The sequence below is a fragment of the Bradyrhizobium sp. RT6a genome (assembly GCF_040547675.1).
Classification (GTDB): domain Bacteria; phylum Pseudomonadota; class Alphaproteobacteria; order Rhizobiales; family Xanthobacteraceae; genus Bradyrhizobium.
Map to the genome: position 1 here is coordinate 661,025 of NZ_JBEPQC010000004.1, position 22,895 is coordinate 683,919.

At 59.7% G+C, this 22,895-nt stretch carries 19 protein-coding genes; 12 read left to right on the forward strand and 7 right to left on the reverse strand.

The features are described 5' to 3' along the window. Positions 1-189 precede the first annotated feature (189 nt). Entirely contained in the window at positions 190-2,130 is a 1,941-nt protein-coding gene (locus ABIC03_RS24975; RefSeq protein ID WP_354061859.1) for an ATP-dependent nuclease, read from the forward strand. An 831-nt stretch (positions 2,131-2,961) separates the two neighbouring features. On the opposite strand, the gene ABIC03_RS24980 is transcribed toward ABIC03_RS24975, so the two are convergent. Continuing rightward, a complete protein-coding gene (locus tag ABIC03_RS24980; RefSeq protein ID WP_354061861.1) occupies positions 2,962-3,279 on the reverse strand; it encodes a hypothetical protein in 318 nt (105 codons plus the stop codon). A gap of 341 nt (positions 3,280-3,620) precedes the next feature. Between ABIC03_RS24980 and ABIC03_RS24985 the strand changes: the two genes are divergently transcribed. The 7 genes from ABIC03_RS24985 (at position 3,621) to ABIC03_RS25015 (ending at position 11,816) form a co-directional block, all read left to right on the forward strand. Next, on the forward strand, positions 3,621-4,007 hold the full coding sequence (locus tag ABIC03_RS24985) for a hypothetical protein (protein WP_354061863.1): 387 nt from the start codon (positions 3,621-3,623) through the stop codon (positions 4,005-4,007). Between the two features lie 52 nt (positions 4,008-4,059). Next, positions 4,060-5,793, forward strand: a complete 1,734-nt coding sequence (locus ABIC03_RS24990) for an efflux RND transporter periplasmic adaptor subunit (RefSeq protein WP_354061865.1) — start codon at positions 4,060-4,062, stop codon at positions 5,791-5,793. Positions 5,794-5,802: 9 nt separating this feature from the next. Beyond that, positions 5,803-8,922 (forward strand): efflux RND transporter permease subunit, encoded by a 3,120-nt coding sequence (locus ABIC03_RS24995; protein ID WP_354061867.1) that lies wholly within the window; start codon positions 5,803-5,805, stop codon positions 8,920-8,922. Between the two features lie 28 nt (positions 8,923-8,950). Beyond that, the gene (locus tag ABIC03_RS25000; RefSeq protein WP_354061869.1) at positions 8,951-9,322 is read left to right on the forward strand and encodes a hypothetical protein; all 372 of its coding nucleotides are present in this window, start codon (positions 8,951-8,953) and stop codon (positions 9,320-9,322) included. Between the two features lie 24 nt (positions 9,323-9,346). Continuing rightward, complete coding sequence (locus ABIC03_RS25005; RefSeq protein ID WP_354061871.1) at positions 9,347-10,405, forward strand: DMT family transporter; 1,059 nt, start codon at positions 9,347-9,349, stop codon at positions 10,403-10,405. A 155-nt stretch (positions 10,406-10,560) separates the two neighbouring features. Next, on the forward strand, positions 10,561-10,857 hold the full coding sequence (locus ABIC03_RS25010; protein ID WP_354061873.1) for a hypothetical protein: 297 nt from the start codon (positions 10,561-10,563) through the stop codon (positions 10,855-10,857). 380 nt (positions 10,858-11,237) lie between these two features. Next, positions 11,238-11,816 (forward strand): hypothetical protein, encoded by a 579-nt coding sequence (locus tag ABIC03_RS25015; protein WP_354061877.1) that lies wholly within the window; start codon positions 11,238-11,240, stop codon positions 11,814-11,816. A gap of 21 nt (positions 11,817-11,837) precedes the next feature. Here ABIC03_RS25015 and ABIC03_RS25020 read toward each other — a convergent pair whose 3' ends face one another. Next, positions 11,838-13,211 (reverse strand): carbohydrate porin, encoded by a 1,374-nt coding sequence (locus tag ABIC03_RS25020; protein WP_354061879.1) that lies wholly within the window; start codon positions 13,209-13,211, stop codon positions 11,838-11,840. Between the two features lie 488 nt (positions 13,212-13,699). On the opposite strand from ABIC03_RS25020, the gene ABIC03_RS25025 reads away from it, so the two are divergent. Then, on the forward strand, positions 13,700-15,706 hold the full coding sequence (locus ABIC03_RS25025) for a carbohydrate porin (protein ID WP_354061881.1): 2,007 nt from the start codon (positions 13,700-13,702) through the stop codon (positions 15,704-15,706). Between the two features lie 6 nt (positions 15,707-15,712). Here the strand turns inward: ABIC03_RS25025 and ABIC03_RS25030 are convergent, their stop codons facing one another. Further along, a complete protein-coding gene (locus ABIC03_RS25030) occupies positions 15,713-17,005 on the reverse strand; it encodes a hemolysin family protein (protein ID WP_354061883.1) in 1,293 nt (430 codons plus the stop codon). A 333-nt stretch (positions 17,006-17,338) separates the two neighbouring features. Then, positions 17,339-17,707, reverse strand: coding sequence for a response regulator (locus ABIC03_RS25035; RefSeq protein ID WP_354061885.1), 369 nt, complete (start codon positions 17,705-17,707; stop codon positions 17,339-17,341). A gap of 262 nt (positions 17,708-17,969) precedes the next feature. On the opposite strand from ABIC03_RS25035, the gene ABIC03_RS25040 reads away from it, so the two are divergent. Beyond that, positions 17,970-18,098, forward strand: coding sequence for a hypothetical protein (locus tag ABIC03_RS25040; RefSeq protein ID WP_354061887.1), 129 nt, complete (start codon positions 17,970-17,972; stop codon positions 18,096-18,098). 213 nt (positions 18,099-18,311) lie between these two features. Here ABIC03_RS25040 and ABIC03_RS25045 read toward each other — a convergent pair whose 3' ends face one another. Genes ABIC03_RS25045 through ABIC03_RS25055 form a run of 3 tightly spaced genes read right to left on the reverse strand, consistent with a single transcriptional unit; the run spans position 18,312 to position 20,747 of the window. Continuing rightward, positions 18,312-19,118 carry an ABC transporter permease gene (locus ABIC03_RS25045; protein WP_354061890.1) on the reverse strand — a complete coding sequence of 269 codons (807 nt, stop codon included), beginning with the start codon at positions 19,116-19,118 and terminating at the stop codon, positions 18,312-18,314. Next, entirely contained in the window at positions 19,115-19,711 is a 597-nt protein-coding gene (locus ABIC03_RS25050) for an ABC transporter ATP-binding protein (RefSeq protein WP_354061892.1), read from the reverse strand. The genes ABIC03_RS25045 and ABIC03_RS25050 overlap by 4 nt, the downstream gene beginning before the upstream one ends. A 4-nt stretch (positions 19,712-19,715) precedes the next feature. Continuing rightward, the gene (locus ABIC03_RS25055; RefSeq protein WP_354061894.1) at positions 19,716-20,747 is read right to left on the reverse strand and encodes a Cj0069 family protein; all 1,032 of its coding nucleotides are present in this window, start codon (positions 20,745-20,747) and stop codon (positions 19,716-19,718) included. Positions 20,748-21,212: 465 nt separating this feature from the next. On the opposite strand from ABIC03_RS25055, the gene chrA reads away from it, so the two are divergent. Together chrA and ABIC03_RS25065 are read left to right on the forward strand one after the other, a co-directional pair. Beyond that, on the forward strand, positions 21,213-22,604 hold the full coding sequence (gene chrA, locus ABIC03_RS25060) for a chromate efflux transporter (RefSeq protein WP_354061896.1): 1,392 nt from the start codon (positions 21,213-21,215) through the stop codon (positions 22,602-22,604). 55 nt (positions 22,605-22,659) lie between these two features. Continuing rightward, entirely contained in the window at positions 22,660-22,893 is a 234-nt protein-coding gene (locus ABIC03_RS25065; RefSeq protein WP_354061898.1) for a PepSY domain-containing protein, read from the forward strand. Positions 22,894-22,895: the final 2 nt, after the last annotated feature.

Consider the following 22,895-nt stretch of genomic DNA (forward strand, 5'->3'; position numbering starts at 1 on the left):
TGCGCGCGCAACGAACGCTGTTGGTGGGCGGCGGTCGCGCTCTACGGCGCCTGCCTGCCGCCTGCGATTAAGACGACGTGCCAGAGAGCGAGGTGGTCACTCGATTACGGAAGATATTGATCCCAGTTTGGCGGCGCACGGCTGGTATCAACAGACAATCTGTGATTGAAGGCTGTGAGGGGGGCCTCAATGCACATAAAGTCGATTCGCATCAAGAATCTGCGCGCCTATTACGATGAAACCATAGATTTCGACAATTATACCTGTCTGGTGGGTGCGAATGGGGCGGGCAAGTCAACCGTGCTGTGCGCCTTGAACATTTTTTTCCGTGAAACGGAGAGTGCGGCGACCAATCTGAGCAATCTGGAAAGAGAAGACTTCCATCGCAGTGACATTGACACGCCGATTGAAATTACGGTCACCTTTGCCGGCTTGTCGGAAGCCGCCCAGTCCGACTTCGCAGACTACTATCGGCAGGACGCCCTCATCGTCACTGCCAAGGCGCAGTTTGATGTCGGGACTGGCCATGCAGCCGTGAAGCAGTACGGCAATCGGCTCGGACTGGCTGACTTCACTCCATACTTCAAGCTCCTGGGCGACGGCGCAAAGGTCGCCGATTTGCAGGCTCAATACACGAAACTGCGCGAGGGTTATCCAGGTCTGCCCGTTGTCAAAGTCAAGGATGCGATGACGGCCGCGCTCCGCGAATGCGAGGCAGCCGTACCCAGAGATTGCGTTCTAATCCCGAGTGAGGACCAGTTTTATGGCGTCAGCCAAGGGCAGGGGCACCTCAGGAAGTACCTGCAGTGGGTCTATGTGCCCGCGGTAAAAGATGCGGCAGGCGAGCAGGCGGAAAGCAAGAACACTGCGCTGGGGCGTCTCCTGGCGCGCACGGTGCGTGCGCAGGTCAACTTCAGTGAAAAGCTGTCCACACTCCGTACTGAAGCAGAGGAGAAATACAAAGATCTACTTTCGGTCGAACAGGGCGCGCTCGACCAGATATCTGCCGCGCTTCAAGAGCGTTTGACCGAGTGGTCGCACCCGGAGGCGACGGCAAAACTTATGTGGCACCAAGATCCCAAGACCTCGGTCCGCATCGAGGAACCGATGGCACGTCTTCTCGCGGGTGAGGGCGAGTTCGAGGGCTCTATCGCTCGTTTCGGCCACGGCCTCCAGCGCTCGTACATCATTGCCCTTCTTCAAGGCCTGACGGCCAGCGATGATGACACAAGCCCCCGCTTGATTTTGGGGGTAGAGGAGCCGGAGCTTTATCAGCACCCACCTCAGGCACGGCACCTGGCAACAGTGCTCCAGGCGCTTAGCGCAAAGAACTCGCAGGTGATCGTTTCAACCCACAGCCCGTACTTCGTTGGTGGCAGCGGTTTTGATCAAGTACGTTTGGTCAGGAAGCGCCAGAATGACGGCCGTGCGACGGTGCGGTCCTGCACGCTTGCTGCACTTGGCGCAGAGTACGCGAGAGTGACAGGCGACGCTCCGATGGCGCATGACAGCGTGCTGGCAAAGCTGCATCAGGTAATGCAGCCTCACCTCAGCGAGATGTTCTTCACGCCAAAGCTCGTGTTGGTCGAAGGCCTGGAGGATGCCGCTTACATCAATGCGTGGCTCGTTTTGTCAGGCCGTTGGGATGCCTTCCGTGCCCGCGGCGGGCATATTGTTGCGGCCAATGGCAAAAGCGAAATAATTCGCCCCGCAATCATTGCCGCCAAAATGGAGATCCCGACCTTCTTCACTTTTGATTGCGATGGCGACAAGCTCACGCACAATAACCCTGACACCGAGAGGTCCATCCGAAAGGCCCACGAACGAGATAACAAGGCCCTTTTTGCGCTAGCCAATGCAGGTGACGATCCGTTTCCCGGCGAGGTAGTTTGGGGCAACACCTTCGCAGCTTGGCCCTGCGACTTGGCGAAGAGTGTAGCGATCGATGCAGATGCGCACTGGGAACCCGCCGGCTCGTCAGCGTCGGCCGCCTTCGGCGGGGCCGGAGGTTTGCAAAAGAACACGCTCCACATCGGCGCCCGGCTCAAGGAGCTGCAGAAGCTGAATGCCAATACTGCGACGATCGACCGACTCTGCGAGGCGCTTGTTGCGTTCGTGTCTCAAGCTTAGCTGAGCAACGCTGGTGGCCGCGATAGCGCGGCAAGGTTTTGTGGCATTGTTCCCAGACCAGTGTGGGCGGAGTTGCGTACAACCAAGGCGTCGGCACTCGCCGTCGCGAGTGCCGCTCGCCGTGGCGTTACGGGCTGCGGGATCGATGACGAGATCATCGAAGTTTAGAGACCTTTGCCCTTGAGGCGGCGCCTCCAACTGATACCAAGATTACACAAAGCTTATCCGTTGACTGGACTGTTCCATAACATTCGATTTACGAACCCGCGCCGGCCCTGTTCCAGTTTAGAAGGGACTCAGCCGCGTCCGGCTTTCGGGGCGGATGACCTGAGCAGAGCCTGCTGCTCGTCCCACTCGGCTGGGATCGATTTCAACAGCTGCGCCAGTTCAAGCCCTTGCGGCTGCAGCCCATTCAGGATGGCATCAGTGGTAGCCGGCGAGAGCAGGGTTAGCCGAAGCACCCGGCAGAGATAAGCGAACGACAAGCTCAGCGGTCCAAATAGAGGGCTTGGCCATGGCTGCTATCTAGGGAATGCACTCAGCGAAGTGCTGGCGGATGCGCGCCGAGGATTTCGCACTAAGGCCGACTGCTGCCAATTCACGCAGAGCAGAGACACGCTTCGCCAAGTTGCGAATAACAGCGCTGGCCCGGCGCGCCGAACGGATAGTCACCTCACTGAGCTGGATGAGGGCACGTTAGAAGCTCGCCGAGTGGCACAGGACGACGCTGACGACCAGCGCGCTATCATGCGCCAACAGCGGCACTGGATGGACCAAGCCAGCCCACTGGGCGGCCCTCCCGCTAAGCTGCAAGCGCGAGCGCTAACGGCTCTATTTTGGAGCGCCGGTCTGGCTACCCGAGCCGGTCGTCTGCTCACTTCCTGGTCGGCCCGGAGGATGCGCAGAAGCACCCGGCTTGTCTTGATCGGCCACGTAACCGGATTGCCCGGAGTTGCGCGTCTTGACCCCTTTGTCTGCATCACGCTGCATCTGCTCGTTGGGCTCGCTAGACTTGAGCCCTTTGTCTACATCACTGTGCATCTCCTCCTTGGTTTGCTCACTAGGTGCGGCCTTTTGCTGTTGCGCCGCTGCTTGGAAGGTAATCGCGCTTCCGGCAACGACAATGATCGCGAGAGTTGCTGTTCGCATGCGTCTCCTCCAGTGCGTTCGCCCCGGTCTGCTAAACACGCGAGTTTCCAAACGTTTCCTGGTTCCGATTGCCATTTTCAAAAGGTACGTCCTTGCGATCAGATGGGATAGGCTCAATGCCGCCTATTGGCCCTTAGCTGCCATCGAAGCGGCGCCGCTACAGGTCGGCTCACAAGGCCAGACCGGAAGTTTGCAGCCGAGCGCCAGTTCGGCGGCTTGTGGACCCATTGCAGACTCAGGAGAGCGAGGCACGTCGGCTTGAAATCGCGCCCGGGACCACCTAGATTTTTGCTGTGCAACGCCACCGTATTCAACGTCTCCGTCAACTAGCCAGAACAGCCATGTTCGTGGCGGTGTCGGCGTTTGTGCTTCAGGTAACCCTGATTTCGATCTCGCAGGCGAAGGCTGCCGTTCGTGCCATGCCGGCGCCTTCCGTCACGTTGAGTGGTTCCTTGCATTTTCACGATCAGCTGGCAGGTCACGTGCACTCCCACGGAGGCGACAGCGCCGAAGGCCACGTCCATGACGGGTCGGATCACGATGATGACGAGGGTGGTTCAAGCCTAGCTTGGGACATGTTCGGCACTTCGATTGCGTCACCGCAGTTCATGACCCTGCTCAGCCCATTTGAGGTGCTGATCCCGGTCGAGCTGCCGGTTGCACAAGCTATTGTCGGCGTACGGCCCGACGAACTCACCCGGCCACCAAGTACCTTCAGCATCGCGTAATCCCGGCGGCCCCTTTGGCCGCCGACCTTTCGCATGTCTGAAGGAATTCCCCATGTTGATCAATCAGCGCTGCCCGAAAGGGCGGCTCGCAAGACCTGGCCAAAAACGACTTCGTCCGGCGAGGCTTGCTCTAGCCAGTATCTGTTGGCTGGTGAGCCTGTTCTTTGGCCTCTTAGGCGCCCTTGCCCATGAGGGGCACGATCATGGCGACGCTGAAAAAGCGGCCGTCGTGTCGTCAGCCTACCCAAGGGTTGCGGCGCGATCCGAACTCTACGAAATCGTTGGCATCCTGAAAGAGGGAAGGCTTTCCGTCTTCATAGACGATCCCGTCACGAACGAACCGGTTTCGGACGCAGTCTTGCAGGTCACGATCGGCGATTCCGCCCCGACCGAGGCTACGAAGACCGACGAGGGAGTTTACACGGCCGTTGTTCCGAACGGCACGCCGGCGGAATCGGTGGAAGTCATTTTCTCGGTCAACGCCAAAAAGGGAAATGATCTGCTGGTCGATTCGCTGGTGCCGACACGTGCCGGCAATGCCCCGCCTCCTGAGCTGAAGCAAGAGCGGCGCTGGCTCTTCTCAAGCCGAACCGCCGTTGTGGCCTCCGCACTTGCTGCCGTGGGGCTCGGCCTTCTCTATGGCTATTGGAGGCGGCGTGGTCGCAGCATGGCCGCTGCCGTTTCAGCGACGATGGCAGGCGCATTTGTCATTCTCACCGCCATCGCCTTCGGCGAAGGCCAAACCAACGCAAAGCAGGCAAATCCGCCGGATGTCCCCGCCCTGAGCGATGCCCCGCGACGCCTGCAAGACGGCACCGTCTTCGCGGCCAAGCCGACGCAGCGGCTGCTTGATTTGCGGACCGCCGCCACCGAGCCGCAGACCATTCGTCCCGCCGTCACGCTGATCGGCCGCGTCATCGCCGACCCTAACCGCAGCAGCATCGTGCAAAGCGTCTATGGGGGGCGTGTTGTTCCGAGCGGCGGCATACCCCGGATCGGACAAGCCGTCAGCAAGGGCGATCTGCTCATTCAGATCGAGCCGCATCTGCCGATTGCGGACCGCACGACGATCCTCGAGAAGGTCGGCGAGATCGAACAGTTGGCGGCGATCACCGAAAACAAGCTGCGCCGCCTGCGGCCGCTGGCCGAGCGGGGCGCGGTGCCCCAAGGGCAGGTCAACGACCTCGAAAGCGAATTGGAGGGGCTCCGGGCTCGCCGCGAAACCGTTCGAAATTCCCGCACCGGGTTCGAGGAGTTGCGCGCATCGACCGATGGCGTCATCACCTCGGCCAGAGTCGTGCCGGGCCAGGTCATTCAGCCGCAGGACGTCCTGTTCCAGATTGCTGATCCCAAGAGCCTATGGGTCGAAGCCTTGGCCTATGACGATTTGGGTTTGAAGGAGCCTGAAGCTGCGACCGCCACGGCGCCAAATGGAGAGCCGATTGCGCTCTCCTTCGTCGGAATGAGCCGGGCTCTAAGGCAGCATGCATCCGTCGTTCAGTTTGCCATGCCGGAGCCGCCGACAGGCCTCAACATCGGCCAGCCGCTGAACGTGATGGTCCAGAGCGGCGCAGCGGTTACTGGTTTGATCTTTCCTCGCAATGCGGTGGTCCGCAGCGGCAGCGGCGAGAATGTCGTTTGGCTGCACCCGGAGCCCGAACGCTTCGAGCCGAGACCGGTTCGCGTGCTGCCGGTTGATGCGACGCGCGTGATCGTGGCGGCCGGTATCAACGAGGGCGAACGCATCGTCGTTCGCGGTACCGACCTCATCAACCAGATCCGGTAGGGACGGCCCATGTTCAAGCTCATCGTCCAGGCAAGTTTGCGCAATCGGCTGTTCGTGCTGGCGGTTGCCGCCGTGCTCGTCGGCTACGGCCTTTTTGTCCTGCCGACCGTTTCCGTCGACGTCTTGCCGGACATCAACCGTCCGACCGTCAACATCCTGACCGAGGCGGAGGGGCTTGCGCCCCAGGAAGTCGAACAGCTCGTGACCTTTCCGATCGAGACGTCGATGAACGGCATGCCTGGCGTGATCCGGGTGCGCTCGGTCTCCGGCGTTGGCCTGTCGGTCGTTTATGTCGAATTCGACTGGGGTGTCGACGTCTATCGGGCCCGGCAGTTTGTCTCGGAACGGCTGGCGCTGATCCGTGAGCAATTGCCGTCTTCGGTCAATCCCCAGATGGGCCCTGTGACGTCGATCATGGGCGAGATCATGCTGATTGCCCTGACCAGCGACGGCACGGCTTCGCCCATGGAAGTGCGCGAGATCGCGGACTTCGTCGTCAGGCCGCAGCTCCTCGCCATTGCCGGCGTCGCCCAGGTGATTCCTATTGGCGGCGAGGTCCGCCAGTACCGGGTAACGCCGAACCTCGCGACGATGCAGGCGCTCAGCATTACCCACGACCAGATCGAGCAGGCCGTGGCAAAATTCGGCACTAACAGCGGCGGCGGCTTCGTCGACCAGCATGGCCGCGAATATCTGATCCGCAATGTCGGCCTCAGCAAGCGGATCGAGGACCTCGGCAACACCGTCGTTGCCACGCGGGACGAGCAGCCGATCCTGCTGAAGCAGGTCGCATCCGTGGATTTCGCAGCGCGCACCAAGCGCGGCGATGCCGGGTACAACGGCAAGCCGGCGGTCATCGTCAGCGTCATGAAGCAGCCGACTGCCGATACCGTGACGTTGACGCGCAATATCGAAGCCACACTCAAGGACCTGCAACGAACCATGCGTTCGGGGATCGACGTCACCAACGTGCAATTCCGTCAGGCCACGTTCATCGAGACCTCGATAAGCAATGTTGAGCGCGTTCTGGCCGAGGCCGCTGTCGTGGTCGCATTGGTCCTGGTCGTTTTCCTGATGAACGGACGCGCCGCGTTCGTTTCGCTGACGGCCATTCCCATATCGATCCTGGTGACGGTCTTGGTGTTCCATGCCTTCGGTCTCACGATCAACACCATGACGCTGGGCGGCCTTGCCATCGCCATTGGTGAACTTGTCGACGATGCGGTGGTAGACGTCGAAAACATCCTGCGGCGACTACGGGAGAACGCCACGTCGGGCACGCCGCGTCCCGTTCTGGACGTGATCGCCGGCGCAAGCCAGGAGGTTCGTTCCAGCATCGTCTACGCAACGATGATCATTGTTCTCGTCTTCGTGCCGCTGTTCGCCCTTCCGGGAATCGAAGGGCGGCTGTTCACGCCGCTCGGCGTGGCCTATGTGGTCTCCATCCTTGCGTCGTTGCTGACGTCGATCACGGTAACGCCGGTGCTGTCCTACTATCTGCTTTCAGGACGAACCCATTCGGGTGATCGTGAAAGTTTTGTCGTCACCAGGCTGAAGCAGGCCAATAGCTGGGTGCTTACATGGGCGTTTGGACGGCGCGGCTTGGTGCTGGGTTCGGTCGCGACGGCGGTCGTGGCGGCCGGCTACGTCGCAAGCCAGATGCCCCGCAGTTTCCTGCCGCCGTTCAATGAAGGGACGCTCGTGCTTTCGCTGCAATACAATCCCGGCATTTCGCTCGCGGAATCACACCGGCTTGGGCTGCTGGCGGAACAATCGCTTGCAAAGGTGCCCGAGGTGAAGTCGGTCGGCCGCCGCACCGGTCGGGCGGAGCTCGATGAGCACGCCGAAGGCGTCCACTTCAGCGAAATCGATGTCGATCTCGTTCCGTCCAAACGCCAGAAGGCGGACGTCTATGCGAGCATCAGGGAAGCCCTATCCGCGCTGCCGGCGTCGGTTGCGATCGGACAGCCGATCAGCCATCGGCTGGATCATCTGCAGTCGGGTATTCGTGCCCAGATTGTGCTCAAGATCTACGGGCAGGATATCGAGATGTTGCGGCGTCTTGCCGAAACGTCGCGCCAGCGCCTTTCGACGATCCCGGGCCTGGTCGATCTTCAGGTCGAGAAGCAGGTGCTGATTCCCCAGGTTCAGGTTCAGGTTGATCATGCCCGCGCCGCACTCCATGGACTGACGCCGGCCGCGATTACACAGGCGCTCGATACGCTGTCCAACGGACGGAAGGTCTCGCAGATCGTCGATGGCAATCGCCGTTTCGACGTCGTGATGCGCCTTTCGGAGCAGGACCGCTCGACCACGGGACTGCAAAATCTGCTGATTCCGACCGGCCTCGAATTCGTCCCGCTGAGCGCTTTGGCAGAAGTCATCGAGACCGATGGGCCGAACCAGATTCAGCGCGAGGGAACCCAGCGCAGGATTGTCGTCTACGGAAACGGCGACGGACGCCGCGACATCGCGGATATCGCTGCCGACATTCAGAAGGCCGTTCGGGAGCTCGATTTTCCGCAGGGCTACACGACCAACCTCGAAGGCGCATTTCAGGCGCAGCAGGAGGCGTCGTGGCGCATCGGCATTCTCTCGCTGGCGTCCTTGGCAATGATCTTCATCGTTCTCTACAGCCGCTATCGGTCGACTGCGCTGGCGCTGATCATCATGGGCGGCATCCCGCTCGCCCTGATCGGGAGCGTGGCCGCGTTGAAAATAGCCGGTCAACCCTTGTCGGTGGCATCGATGATCGGCTTCATCACCCTTGCCGGCATCTCGGCGCGCAACGGCATCTTGAAGATCTCCCATTACATCAATCTCGCCATTCATGAAGGCGAGCGTTTCGGGACCGGACTGATCGTTCGGGGCAGCATGGAGCGCCTCAGCCCCGTTCTGATGACGGCACTTTGCGCAGGACTGGCGCTGACGCCTCTGTTGATCGGCGCGGACGAGCCGGGCCGGGAAATCCTGCATCCCGTGGCCGTGACGATCTTCGGCGGCCTGCTCAGCGCCACGATCCTCGATACCGTCGTGACCCCGATCCTGTTTCTGATGTTTGGTATGCAGCCGCTGGAGCGGCTGGCCGCCGGACACGCCGCAACGTTCACCCCCGCGGAAGCCTATTGACCTCCGCACAAACACCGAGGAGCTACCAATGAGAAAATACATCTTCCTGGCCATGATGGCTGTGATCGCCACCATGCCTGACCTTGCCGCGGCACAGACGAAAGGTAGCAACGGCGGTCCCGTCGTGAAATCGCAAGGACATCCGATCGAGTTTGTTCGGAAGGGCACGGATATCGTGTTTTATGTGGGAGACGACGATGGTTCTCCGCTCCCGACCAAGGACATGCGGGGACGGGCAACCATTCAGGACGGCGGCAAGACCGTCACCGTGCCGCTCACTCCGGCCAGTCCCAACTTGATGTCGGGAAAGCTTCAGACTGAGCTGTCTCCAAAGGCTATCGTGGTGTTTTCCGCGAGCTTGCACGGTCATTCCCTGACGGCGAGATACACTGCGGAATAAACGCGGTTGCGAAGGGCGAAGCACATGCGGCGAGATCGATCATCCGTTCAACTGCCTGGCGTCCCATTGGCGCTTGGTTCGGCTCTCCTGTTCGGTGCTGCAACGCCGCTTTCAAAATTGCTGCTCGCCAGCATCGATCCCCAGATGCTGGCGGGCCTGCTCTATCTCGGTGCGGGCGTTGGCCTTGCCGCGGTCCACGTCGCACGGGCGGCGATCGGGCTATCGGTTCCGGAGGCTCCGCCAAGACGGCATGACGTGCCCTGGCTGATAGCCATCGTCATCTTCGGGGGAATTCTGGGTCCCGCATTGCTGATGCTCGGACTTGGCCGGACGTCGGCGTCTTCCGGGTCATTGATGCTGAATCTCGAGAGCCTCGCAACGATGGGAATTGCGTGGCTCGTATTTCGCGAAAACGTCGATCGGCGGTTGTTGTTGGGGGCCTTAGCGATCGTTCTCGGCGCGATCGCCCTGTCTTGGGAAGGTCAGGGCCCTTCGTTCGATGCGGGCGCGGCGCTGATTGCCGGGGCTTGCTTGTGTTGGGGCATCGACAACAATCTGACCCGGAAACTGTCGTCGGCCGATCCCGTCGTCATCGCAATGATCAAGGGCCTGTTTGCCGGTGCGGCAAACATCGCCGGTGGGTTCTGGCTCGGCAACAGCTTACCCCCCGCGGGCCTTGCGATACTCGCGGCAATCCTGGGATTCTTCGCAATCGGGGTGAGCCTTGTCTTCTTTGTACTCGGCCTTCGTCATCTGGGCACCGCCCGCACAGGCGCTTACTTCTCGCTCGCTCCCTTCATCGGCGCACTGATCGCCTTGAGCTTGGGCGATCCCTTCACCCCGAAGCTTGTGGTCGCGGCGCTACTGATGGGAGCGGGCCTCTGGCTCCATCTCACCGAACGGCACGAACACCAGCACGTTCATGAAGCCATCGCCCATGAGCACAAGCATGTTCACGACGAGCATCACCAGCACGATCACGCGGGGGCTGTCGATGAACCCCACTCGCACTGGCACGAGCACAAAACGTTACGGCACAAGCATCCACATTATCCCGATCTGCACCACCGGCATTCGCATTGAGCTCTGTTCTTGAAGGTCCCGGACGATATCCCGTAGTCGTAAAGTTCCAGAATTAACCCGAAGCTGCGGCATCAAGCCTAATGCGCGAGTTCGATTGTGAGTGTGATGTGGAAGAGTAAGATCGCGTACCGGACATTGCGGCGTCCGGGTCAAGCATGGCGAAGGCATTGCGCCAAAATACTCGGTGCGACGGCTTCGTTTTACCGCGCGGCGAGCACAATGTGACAGATCAGCCGGACCATCATCAACTCGATCTCATCAAGATGCGGCAACAAATCACGGGTCTGCGGTCCAGGCATTCGGACAATCTTCGCGTAACCTACCTATTGAACTCATTGTTGATCAAGTTTGCGTATCTCACCGAGCCGACGAGCGCTGTCCACGCGGAATATCTGTGCGAGGCCTTCGAAAGGACGATGGCCGAGGTTGAGAAGAGCATCGCGCGTAAATGATCCAAAGCCGACTTGGTATGGCTGCGAGCTAGTAGGATTGCATACAAAACGTCAGTCCAACCGATTCTATCTTTAGTCGCTAAGCAGCCTTGGCATCGCGTCTCGCTTCTTTGCGGCAAGGGGTCGCTGGCCTGCAGTGAGCGCCCCGCGCGTCGGGAGACGCAATACTGAACCGACATTCTGAAGCGCTGAGTGGGATGACCCGAGCTTTGAGTTGTCTGCACGCCTGGACGCTTGGCAGCGCCGCAGGTTGCGTCGGCACGCTTAAGTGTTACTCATTGCTCCCGCTCGACGCGGATACCTGCTATTTTGTAGAAGGCGGCGTTGAGCGGCTCGGTCGCGTGGGGCATAGTTGCCGACGTCCAGGGGTGAGCTTTCGCGTGATGGAAAGACTTCGTGTGATTAGAGAGCTGAGGCACTACGTACTGAAGGGTAGCGCCGCCGCGGTCATTGTGGCTGGCACGATTCTTTCTGCATTCGGGTTGGAAGTTGCCGCTCCATTCGGATTTGCTTGGGGGCCGCTCGACAGAGTTCCGAAGCCGTCCCTGGCGCTCAAAGATGCGAATGTCACAGTATTGGCCTATCGTCGAGAGCGGCTTCCTGGAAATGAGTTGGCTGATACCGACATCGTGTTGCTCGATGTGTGCAAAAAGGAAGGACTTCAGCAGGTAAGCTGGGCCGGCAAGGCTCTTTCGTCCGAGGAGGCCTCCGCCAAGCTAGTACAACTTGTGGCCTTGGGCGTTCAGAAGTACGGAGAGGCTAAGCCGAGCGATGAAGGGGCGCTGGGTTGGAATAACGGTCGGATCGAAATTCTTCGTGTCGCAGGTAGCGGTGGAGAATACCGCATCCTCATGGTTCACCGGGGGCCGGACTTCGAGACGTGTGCCGCCGAACATGATCTCGCGTCTGATCAGAAATTGAAAACCCGATGGCTTCAACGGATCGAATTTCCAAACTGAAGAGCTTCGCCCGATTCAATCTCAGAATTTCCATACGCTTCGCGCACCGACGAGCACTGCATTCCCCGGGCGATCTCCGGTGTACGTAAGTGGGGTGACTGCATTACCGCTTGGGTTGATCACCACCGCGACGTTCGGTTGCAGCGTCCAGCCCGGCATTAGAGAAAAAGAATAGTTCAATTCGAACGATAGCTCGAAGCTCCGCCGCGGTGGCGGCACTCCGTTAAAGAGGGCAACGTCCATCTCGAGAGCGGTCGCACGTGGCGAAATGTGAGTGTACAGAAAAGATGCACCAAAAGCGTCGTTGGGCCGGCTTGCGATGAAACCACTGAAGATCAGGCCTCCGTCCAGGTACCAGTCCGAAAGGTTTCGATCGCTAGGACTGGCGCTAACGCGAGCGAAGGAAAGGATGCCAGTGCTCGCATCTGCTCCCGCTGGACGGTAGAGCTGCTGGTCCACAACGGCATAAACGCCGCTGTTTCCGCGATAACGCCGCGCCAAACCGGTGCTCAAAGGGCTCGCCAGCGAGAGGCCGAATGCGTCAAAGCGCAGGTCGTTAAAGCTTCCAAAATGGTGCCACCCGCCCAAGCGAATTCCACCAGCAAGACCTTTATCAGCTCGGCCTTGATTGTAGGTGTACTGCGTTTCGGCGATGAGGAAGGGCGGGTCGTTTACGCGAAAGTTGAGCCCGTAACGATTACGCAGTTCCGGATCAGTGGTGCCGGGGCCGGCGGGATCACCATTAAGTAATGACAGCAGAAAGGTGAATCCCGGCTTCAGTTCGACCTTCAAACGCAAGCCGGGCGTCGAAAGCGGATAGGCAGCACCGCCGCTTGGGATGTTTACCGAAGGATTTGTCGGCCAATCACTTGAATTGAAGAAGGAGAAATATTGGCTGAACAAGAATTCGGTGTCGACGACTAGTTGACCCGCGCGCAACGAGGCCCGTCCGTCCCAGAAAGACTGCTCAAGCCAGACCTCCGACAAACGCGTCGTGGGGATAGCTTCGATATTCGAAATGGTATTTAGATTGTTGACCAGTTCTCGGTCGGGACCACGACTCCCATGGAGCTGTAAAATATTGGCATAGGCCGTCAAGCCTCGCACACCGGCCAATTTCTCCAGATCCACACCGACGATGGTTTCAAGCTTTCCGGAGAGAATCGCGCCTCGCTTGATGCCGCCTCGCAGATTGGCCAAGAGATCTTCGGTGAGGATTATGCCAAATACCACACCGTGGTCCTTGAGCCAGCTGCGCGTGCTGACCAACTCGCTGTCCTTTGGAAGGCTCGATTCCATCGACGGCTTCGGCGGCAAATCGGCAACGGACTGCGCAAATGCGGGCGTGAGCGCGCAGAACCACATCAGCGGGGTAAGAGACAGTCGGATCGCCATGGAGAAAAGGGTCCCAGTGAGCGCGCCGTTTTACAAGGGTCGTGTGACAGTTAGGAACAGGCTGAGCCGCGCCTGCTGCGTTTTTTTTGCGAGCCGGGCTCATGTTTGCTCAATCGCCGGCCGGACTGCTTGTGAGCTTCTCCCATCAATCGGGCTGCAGCGGCGGCTCACTTCGCTCGCTGCTTTTCAAGTGAGCAAATCAAATGTCGCCTGGAAGTGGGGTGCCGGGGAGTTGGTTTGCAGCCCCCGCTGCCCGTTCCAACGTAAGTGGGCGAAACTGGTGTGGCCCTGCCGGTTGCACGCGCATCGGCGTGATCTGCGAGAAAGAACGCCAGTGAAATCAGCATCAACGCGAGCTGGATGAATCTCATCATGTCTGTCCGCCTTCAACGAGTCGACTGCCTAATGAGAATAGCTCGCAACAACTTGCAAGGTCGTTATGGATGTGCCAGTCTAGTTGCGAGTGATTAGCAATTGCATCGGGGGGCATGATGGACGGTCGTCAAAAAGGTAGGGGGGCATGCCTCCTGACGGCTGCCATTGTACTGTCCGGCACCATGGCCGAGCCCGCGCGGGCAGGTCAGAACATGCGAGGTGCCGATCTGGCGCCGATTCCGTTCGTCAGGTGGACCGGATTTTATGTCGGCGGTCACACCGGCTATGCCCGAGGATCCGCGACGGATCACGTGGCCGACCCGTCTGCTACGGGCAAAGCTCTTGGAAGCATGTTTGGCGGAGTACAGGCCGGATACAACCATCAACTGAAGTCGGGCCTCGTTTTGGGAGTCGAAGGGGATCTTTCGTTTCCAAACTTCCTCAGCGCGGACGACGTCGTTCGCTCACGGTACACGGCGCAGGGGCTTCTCGCCGAAAAGATTGATTACGTCGGAAGGCTGCGCGGCCGTGTCGGGTTCGCCTTCGACAACTGGCTGGTCTACGGAACCGGTGGCTTTGCATGGTCGCACGCCCGTTTCACCGAGACCAATGATCTCACCGGCGAAGAAGACAAGGTCCTTAGCATGCGCACCGGCTGGGTGGTCGGCGCCGGGGCTGATCTTGCAATTGCGCCGGAATGGAGCGCCCGGCTGGAATATCTCTACGACAGTTTCGGAAAAGCCGCCGCCACAATGCCTTCTGGAGTGCGCACGGAAACCACGTTCGAAACGCATACATTGCGGCTGGGACTGAATTGGCACCTGGGTAGAACAGAGACCAATGCGCTACCGTACACCTATCAAGGGCAGCCATTGATCGATCCCGACAACTGGAATGTCCACGGACAGTACACGCTCATTGGCCAGGGCTACCCAAGTTTCAATTCCCCTTATCAGGGTCCGCAAAGCCTTGCTGGATCCCGACAGTTTCAAAACACGCAGAGCGCAACGGCGTTTGTCGGTGTGCGTCTTTGGGAAGGCGCCGAATTCTACATCAATCCGGAACTGATGCAGGGATTTGGTCTTAGCGATGTCAATGGCATCGCCGGATTCACCAACGGCGAAGCACAAAAATCAAACTTTCCCTCGCCGCGCTTGAATGTAGCACGCGCTTTCGTGCGACAGACGTTCGGGTTGGGGGGCGAACAGGAGACCATCAACGACGGTCCTAACCAACTCGCCGGTAAGCAGGACATTTCCCGAATCACGGTTACCGCCGGAAAGTTTGCCGTTCCCGACGCGTTCAATGGAAACGTCTACGCGAACGATCCACGCACAACTTTCCTCAACTGGAACATTTACGGCGGCGGTTCATACGACTGGACCATGGACAAGCTAAGCTGGACATGGGGCGCCTTCGTCGACTTCAACCAAAAGAACTGGGCTTTCCGCACCGGCTACTTCCTGCTTCCGACCACGTCCAATGCCAACAATTTTGATACCCACATTCCGGATCGCGGCCAATATACTGCTGAACTGGAGCTGCGGTACCAACTGTTCGCGCAGCCCGGCAAAGTGCGATTTTTTGGGTGGCTCAATCATGGCACGATGGGCGGCTACACGGACGCGCTCGCGCTCCCTCTGACAAGTCCGAACTATCCGGACATCACGCTAACGCGTCGTATCAGAACTAACTACGGCTTCGTCGCCAACATTGAGCAGGCCATTTCGCCCGACTTCGGTGTGTTTTCGCGAGCCACCTGGAGTCCAGGACTGACCGAGATCGTAGGCTGGACCGATTGCAGCGAGAGCCTCTCCTTCGGCGGAGTACTGACCGGAACGTCATGGGGTAGACCCAACGATAAGATTGGCGTCGCTGGCGTAATAGAAGGTCTATCAGGAGAAGCACGCGCTTATTTCGCTGCTGGCGGTCTCGGTATTCTGATCGGCGATGGGCAACTCAACTATCGGCGAGAGAAAATTATCGAGGCTTACTACGCCTACAGCCTCAACAAGTGGGCGACACTAACCTTCGACTACCAGTTCATCAATAGCCCTGGCTACAACGCCGATCGGGGACCGGTCTCCGTGTTCTCGGGCCGATTTCACGCTGAGTTCTAGGTGAGCCTAGTCCGGACTGGGAAGGGCTGTCGCAAGCACCTTGTCGATGCGCCGCCCATCGAGATCCATAATTTCGAAATCCCAACCGTAAGCTTCCAAATGATCACCGACATCTGGGATTCTGCCGAACTGGTGAAGCAGAAAACCCGCCATGGTCTGATACCGCCGCGAAGCGGGCAGCGGAATCTTGAGCAGATCCGCGAATTCGATTGCGGGCATCCAACCCGAGATGAGGTAAGTCCCGTCTTCGCGCTCAATCACAGCTGGTTCCGCCGGTCCCTCCTCCGTATGGAAGCTGCCCACGATCGCTTGGAGGATGTCGGCGCTGGTCACGACCCCCTGAAACGTTCCGTACTCGTCGTGGACCAATCCCATGTGCACGGAAGAGTCCCGTAGGACCGACACGACATCCCGCGCATCGAGAGACTCCGGAATGACGGGCGCATCGCGAACAATTTTCCGGACGTCAGGAGTTTCGCCCGACAAATAAACGTCGAGCAGGTCCTTGGCCTGAATAATTCCCAACGCGGAATTCGCGTCGCCGTCGAAGACGACGAACCGGGAGTGTGTACTATTGGCCAGTGCCGAATAGATGACTTCTGGAGTGTCTGCCAGATTGATCATGCTGACTTCGTGTCGCGGCGTCATTACCGCTCCTACGGGGAGGTCGCCAAGACGCATTACGCCTGCGATCATTTCCTTTTCGCCTGGCTCCAAAACACCAGCGTTCTCCGCTTCCACAACCAGCGTGCGTATCTCATCCTCTGAAATCTTTTCTTGAGCTTCGCCTCTTTGACCGAGTAGCCACAGCAGGATCTTTCCAGAGCGATCAAGTAGCCAAACCAGCGGCAAAGAAATCTTCGAGAGCAGGACCATTGCGGGTGCAACGCGGACGGCCACCGCTTCCGGATCGCGCAACGCGATTTGCTTCGGAACTAGTTCACCCACAATGAGCGACGTGTAGGTGATGGTCGTCACGACGGTGGCTACTCCAATTGCGTCCGCCAAGCTTTGCGATATTCCGAGGTCTACAAGCCAGGCTGTCATACGAGATCCGAGGGTCGCGCCCGAGAACGCACCGGACAGAACTCCGATCAGAGTAATCCCGATTTGAACCGTCGAGAGGAATTTGCCGGGATCGGACGCAAGATTGAGAGCACGACGCGCGCCTCGGACACTTCTCTCGGCCAGTGCAGCCAAGCGCGCCGGACGGGAAGAAACTATCGCTAGTTCGGACATCGACAGCAGACCATTCACCACAATGAGAACGGCGACAATACAGAGCTCTAGCCAAAGCATAGGGGTGACCGGCCTTCTATCCGTTTTCCGTAGGAGTATCTTTGTGAACCCTGGCCTACATCCACCGCGTCTTGCAACTGGAGTCTCTCTACGAACTAACGATTGGACGAAAGGGCGCTTTGTAGTGATTACAAATAGATAAGCGCGCTGGATGCCAATGGACCAAACATCTCTTCTCGGGCTCGGAGCAATGAATGCGCTAGGTCAGGTCCTGCGTAGTTGGTTCGACCCGCATTCGCGAAGAGTGCATGCTGGCTAGCACCATTAGTCAAAGGGCGCCGCTTCCAAAAGCAGGCCGGGTTGGGCAGACGCAATCTACAGGACGACAGATACCTAGCTAGCCAGATAGATCGGCGAAGTGGTCAATTTCTGGCCGGTTCCAGCAACCGAACTGTCGAAACCGGCTTGCAAGAAAGTGGTATTCGGCGGAAGATCTTTCACAATGCTGCCGAACATCAAGATGATGTTCATGCTTGGATATTTCTCCCGCGCATACTCCGCCAGCTCTCGACCTGTCATTGCGCCGGCGAGGTTTTGGTCGGTCACGAGTGCTGGGAGCTCGGAGCCGGTGGAGGCGACGATGAGCTCGGCGGCCTCGGCCGTGGTACACTCGACAACTTCGAAACCTTCGTCCTTGAGTAGGTCAGCCAGTATCTCTCGCTGGAGAGAGTCGTCCTCCACCAGCAGCGAGCACGCATTCACCGTTTGCTCGAAGCGTCATTGCAACTTTTTCCCATCTCTGTTGTTGAGAAGTGCTGATTGTGACGGGCGGCGGCTCGCACGGAATCGTATTTGGAGTTCATGGGTGGAGGCACTTATATGAAATGGGTCTGCTTGGTCGGTTTTGTGGCGTGCGCCGTTGCTGTAGCTCACGCGCCTTCTGCTTCGGCGATGCCCGCTGCCACGCCTGGCGCAATCGGTGCGCCTGAGACGACAGCGCTCCAAGTTAAAGGAGGGCATGGTCATGGATGGGGCCATCGCGGCGGCCGTGGCCATCATTACGGTTGGGGTAGAGGCCGTGGCCACCACTATGGCTGGCGGCACCGCCGCCATTGGTAAATCCTCTTCATCTTCAAAAAGGGCCGCTCAATAGCAGCCTTTGTTCATCTCGAGTTCAACCCGACCTAACATCCGAAACCTCGTCTGTCGGCAATCCAAGCTGCGCGAGGACTGGGCGGGCAAATGTCGGCGAAACGGCCAACATACCCGACCGGATACAACGGCGCGACCGCAGCCCTCGTCTACGACCGCGCAGGAGGATGATTTGGCTCTGAGCCAGAGCAGACCCGTGATGACGACCGATGCTTCAAGTGGATGTTTCCGCGGGAATTCGATCGAGGCGTAATCGATGTCGATGATCGGTGAGCAGGCGAGCGCCTCCCATCACAGCAGCGAGAGTTCCCAATCCTGTCCCGCCGGCGATCAAGAACATAATCATAAGCTGATACTTAACAGCGTCTATCGGTTCGACGCCCGCAAGGATTTGACCGGTCATCATCCCTGGCAAGGAGACAAGGCCGATCGCAGCCATCGCATTGATGGTCGGCATCAGCCCGCTCCGCATGGCATCCCGCAGGACCGGCAGCAGCGCCTGATACCGGGTACCGCCAAGAGCAAGGCAAGCTTCTATCGCGGCCCTCTCGCGCACCAGGCCATTTGTCAGCACATCCAGGCCTAGGCTTATCCCTGTCATGGTGTTACCCAGGATCATACCCAACAATGGCAGCGCATAGCGCGGATGATACCAAGGATCCGGCCGGAGCTCCGTCAGAAGCGAAAAGACCGTCACGGTGCCGGCCGCGAGCAGCGTGCACCCGGCGCCCAGACCGTAGCTCCAAATACCTGGCAGGCGCCGCTTTTGCCGTGCGACGATTTCCCGTGATGCGAACAGAACCATGATGAAGGCTGCGAGGGCAGTCCAGAGCGGCGAGACCGCGGCAAACAGGAAGTTCAATACATATCCAACGAGCACCAGCTGAAGCACCATCCGCACGGTCGCGATTGCCAGTTGTTTTTCAAGCTTGAGGCGGAGAGCAAGGGAGAGAGCGCCGTCCATGACAACAAGGAGCGAGGGCAGGACCAAATCACCGTACGCCAGTTGGATGTAAGTCACGGCCGCTTTTCCTCGATGCCACCCTTGTCATTCATGACCAAGACCCTTGATCCGACACGCCTTGCCTGGGCGTCATCATGCGTGCTCCAGACGACGCTCGTTCCATTTGATGCGCGTTCGGCGATCAAGGATTCAACGGCCGCGGCGGATGTCGAGTCGAGTGCCGATGTAGGCTCGTCCAGCAGCAGCACCCGCGACCGCAGCATGAGAGCGCGCACAAGTCCCAATCGTTGTCTCTCGCCAGTCGAAAGTCTCTGGATCGGCCAGGGCCCGCAACTGGGCGGCAACCCCAACCGTTCAACCAGCGGCAAGGCTTCATCCCACCCGCTGAAGTGCTCTTGCACGATGTCCGACCACCAGCCCGGCTCGGCAGCCAGGTAAGTCACTCGCTTTCGCCAGGTGGGGGCGGGCATCGCCTCCCTGAGCGTTCCGTCCAGCTTGACCGTTCCCTCGTTCGGATCAAGATCGGCGATGGAGCGCAGCAGCAGGGTCTTCCCGACCCCAGAAGGTCCTTGCAGGGCGACGCATTCGCCATCCTGCAAGTCGAGTGACACGGAGATGTGCAAGCGCTTGAGCCCACTGATCGTCAGCATGGCTTCAAAGCTTGCGCTGCAACCGGTCGGCAACTCGCTTCGCGATCTCCGCCGGCGCCTCGTCCGGGTAAGGATGCACCGAGCTCACATTGATCTCGCCGAGGACGTAACTGTCGGTCCCGTCGGGCAGGAAGGGGCCGAGCATGAAGTCGGCGTCCCAGATCATGGGCAGGTCGCCTCGCGCAATATTCAGCAACGAAGTTAGCTGTGGCGTCCACTCATCCTCCATCAACCGACGCAGCCGCTGGAAGCGCGGGTCTGCGTTCGAGGAATAGAGCCGTGGTCCAGCCTCCGAACGCGCGGCCGGCGCGTCGATAAGTGCCTTGACCTTGTGATGACCGAAACCGGCGCAGCGATCGCCCGCCATATAGCAGCGCACCACGCCTTCGCCCAGGCGAGGCTGGAATGGCTGATCGACGACGCTGCCATTTTCGAAATACTCCGCGCAGCGACGGACAAAATCATCGAGCGTCAGTTCCTCGGACGAGTCCTTTGTAGCATCCAGCACCCTTATCATGGGGGAAGTCGCAAGTCTCTCCACCTTCCAGACGCCTTGGCCGCCATTGCCCCGGTTGCGCTTGATCACGCGCGAACCCGTAGCCAGCCGTGGCGGCAGCTCGGCGCGCATCGCCTCGGCGGTTCGATACAGCGCCGTGTCGCTTCCCCACCCCATCGAGCGGGTATGATAGAGGACCTCCTTGGTGCCCATCTTGAGGATGACGTCCGGATGAGCGCTGACCCACACGCCCCGCGCGGCGACATCGCGCAGCAGGGCGTCTAGACCCGCGCGGCTTCGGCCGTCTTGAATTGGATTGACCCAGACGAGCACACCGTCGACCGCAAGCAGTTGCTCGCGGATATCCTCGGCGAAACTTTCATCGTAGATGGCCGGGCGAGCCTCGACGCCAAGGGCGGCGAGCGCTTCGAACACCTGCACGAAGCGACTGTTCTGCGGCGTCGCATCTCGGCGCGCGACAGCGTCGCCTCGCGAGAGAATCGCCACCGAGTGCAGGAAAGGGGATTGAGGTTCGGCCATGCGCAAGCTCCACGTGTTGCGTGCTGCGCAGAGCTTGGACCGTGGTCTCACGGGGAGTCTGCTTGTCCCCTCGGAAACACCTTATGTGATAACGTTCGGATATTTCAAGCGAAGGGCCAGGAAATCTTCCTCGGATTGGACCTGCGGGGTGTCGCAGGACCGGCTCGGAACCGGTGAAATTTTCGTGACGTTCCGGGCCTAAACTCTTGAGCGCGTGCGGGTTGACAGCTCCGTCTTCCGGAGTTTTAGTTGATGCACGGGGATTTGCGATCTCCCCGCGAGGCGACATGCCCAAGAATCGCGTCCTGGTCACCAAGGGCGCAGCATGTCTTCATCATACAACTCGATTTCGTCCCAAATAAGCGTCTCGTCTCATTGGTGCGGCGGCCCCGCCGACGCCTGTGCATGTTCGCATCTGCCAGGACTTTTCGGCCGACCCGCGTATGATTCCGGGAAGGTGAAGTGATGACTGACGTTGCAGCAAATCAGAAGGTCGCCGCGCAGGAGCACGCGCACGGCATCTCCTTCAACGAGGCCCTTCTCGTCTGGATGCGGGTCGCCATCCTAAGCTTCGGCGGGCCGGCGGGGCAAATCGCGGTCATGCATCGCATTCTGGTCGAGGAGAAGAACTGGATCTCCGAAAGTCGATTTTTGCATGCACTGAACTACTGCATGCTCTTGCCAGGCCCAGAGGCGCAGCAGCTCGCCACCTACATCGGGTGGCTACTGCACCGCACCGTCGGCGGCATCGTGGCGGGAGGCCTGTTCATCTTGCCCGGCATCTTCGCCATCATGGGGCTGAGTTATATCTATGCGGCGTATGGCAATGTCGGTTTCGTCGAGGCGTTGTTCTTCGGCCTCAAGGCGGCGGTGCTCGCGATCGTGATTCAGGCCGTCGTCCGCGTCGGCAAGAGGGCCCTCCGCAACCCGATCATGGTGGCGCTGGCCGCGATCGCCTTCGTTGCGATCTTCTTCTTCGGGGCGCCATTTCCGCTGATCATCGCCGCCGCCGCTCTCATCGGCTTCATCGGCGCCCGGCTTGGACGGCCGGAGTTCGCGGCACTCGAGCACGGGGGCAAGAACTCCGCCGCAATCGACAGCATGCTGGGCGAGGGGCTGCCTGATCACGTCAAGCCGAACACCGCTCGTACGCTTCGGGTCGGCGCTGCCTGGCTTGCGATCTGGCTCGTTCCTGTTTTCGCGATCCTGATCGGACTGGGGCCGAACGACGTCTTCAGCCAGATCGCGATCTTCTTCAGCAAGATGGCGATGGTGACGTTCGGCGGAGCCTACGCGGTGCTTGCGTACGTCGCGCAGCAGGCCGCCGAATACTATCACTGGGTGACCCCGCCGGAGATGCTCGACGGTCTCGGCATGGCAGAGACGACTCCCGGGCCGCTCATCATGGTCGTCCAATTCGTGGGCTTCATGGCCGCCTTTCGCGAGGCGAGCGGGCTGTCTCCGATGGTGGCGGGAACGCTCGGCGGACTTCTGGCGACCTGGGTGACGTTCGCACCCTGCTTTCTCTGGATCTTCGTCGGGGCGCCGTACATCGAGGCGCTGCGGGGCAATAAGGCGCTCGCCGGCGCGCTCTCAGCCATCACCGCAGCCGTCGTAGGGGTGATCCTCAATCTGTCGATCTGGTTCGCGCTGCACACGGTTTTTCGGCAGACATTCCCCGTGCACGATTTCGGGCTGTCGTTCGACGCGCCGGTGCCGACCAGCATCGACCTTCCCGCGCTCGCCCTCTCGGTAGCAGCGGCCACGGCGATTTTCCGCTTCAATGTCGGCATGCTCGTCGTGTTGGCCGCTTCGTGCATCACGGGCGTCCTGCTGCGGTTGGGAGGCATCATCTAGGGGCAGCACTGCGGGCCGACTTGACCTGGGGCTGGGACACACCAGGAGAACGGACATGCGGACACCAACGGTCTATCAGATAGCCGCCTGGTTTGCGCTTATGGCGGGGCTATCACCTGCCCACGCGCTGACCCAGGAAGAACTCGTGGCCAAGATCCAGGCGGCCGGCTACTCGCAGGTGAGCGACATCAAGTCGACGGCCGAAGGCATCACCGCCAAGGCGGTGAAGGACGGCAAGCCCGTGACGCTCGTCGTGGACGGCAGCGGCCAGATCAAAGAGCGAAACTGAAG